The sequence below is a fragment of the Halomonas sp. SIMBA_159 genome, assembly GCF_046536035.1.
Lineage (GTDB): Bacteria > Pseudomonadota > Gammaproteobacteria > Pseudomonadales > Halomonadaceae > Vreelandella > Vreelandella venusta_A.
This window is the reverse complement of record NZ_JAWJBT010001199.1, coordinates 1-249: the sequence shown is the minus strand read 5'-3', so window position 1 is coordinate 249 and position 249 is coordinate 1. Positions and strand designations below refer to the sequence as shown.

The following is a 249-nucleotide window of genomic DNA, read 5'->3' as shown; positions in this document are numbered from 1 at the left end:
ATGCCAACGCACTTTCCAAAGCCATACCGGTTGCGACGACTTCTTCAACCAGGCCAATTTGTTGGGCTTTTTCCGCGCCAATACGCTCACCACACAGGATCATACGTTTCGCCCAGCCTTCACCTACTAACCAAGCCAGGTTTTGTGTACCGCCCGCGCAAGGCAGTAACCCGACTTTGGCTTCCGGCCGCGCCATCTGCGCCTGCTGCTCGGCGATACGGATATCACGGGCCAGTGCGACTTCTAAAT

1 protein-coding gene is annotated in these 249 nt (G+C 56.2%); it reads right to left on the bottom strand.

The window, feature by feature from the left end:
* Nucleotides 1-249, bottom strand: a 249-nt coding sequence (locus R0J87_RS23060; protein ID WP_498889270.1) for an enoyl-CoA hydratase-related protein, incomplete at both ends; no start/stop codon positions are given.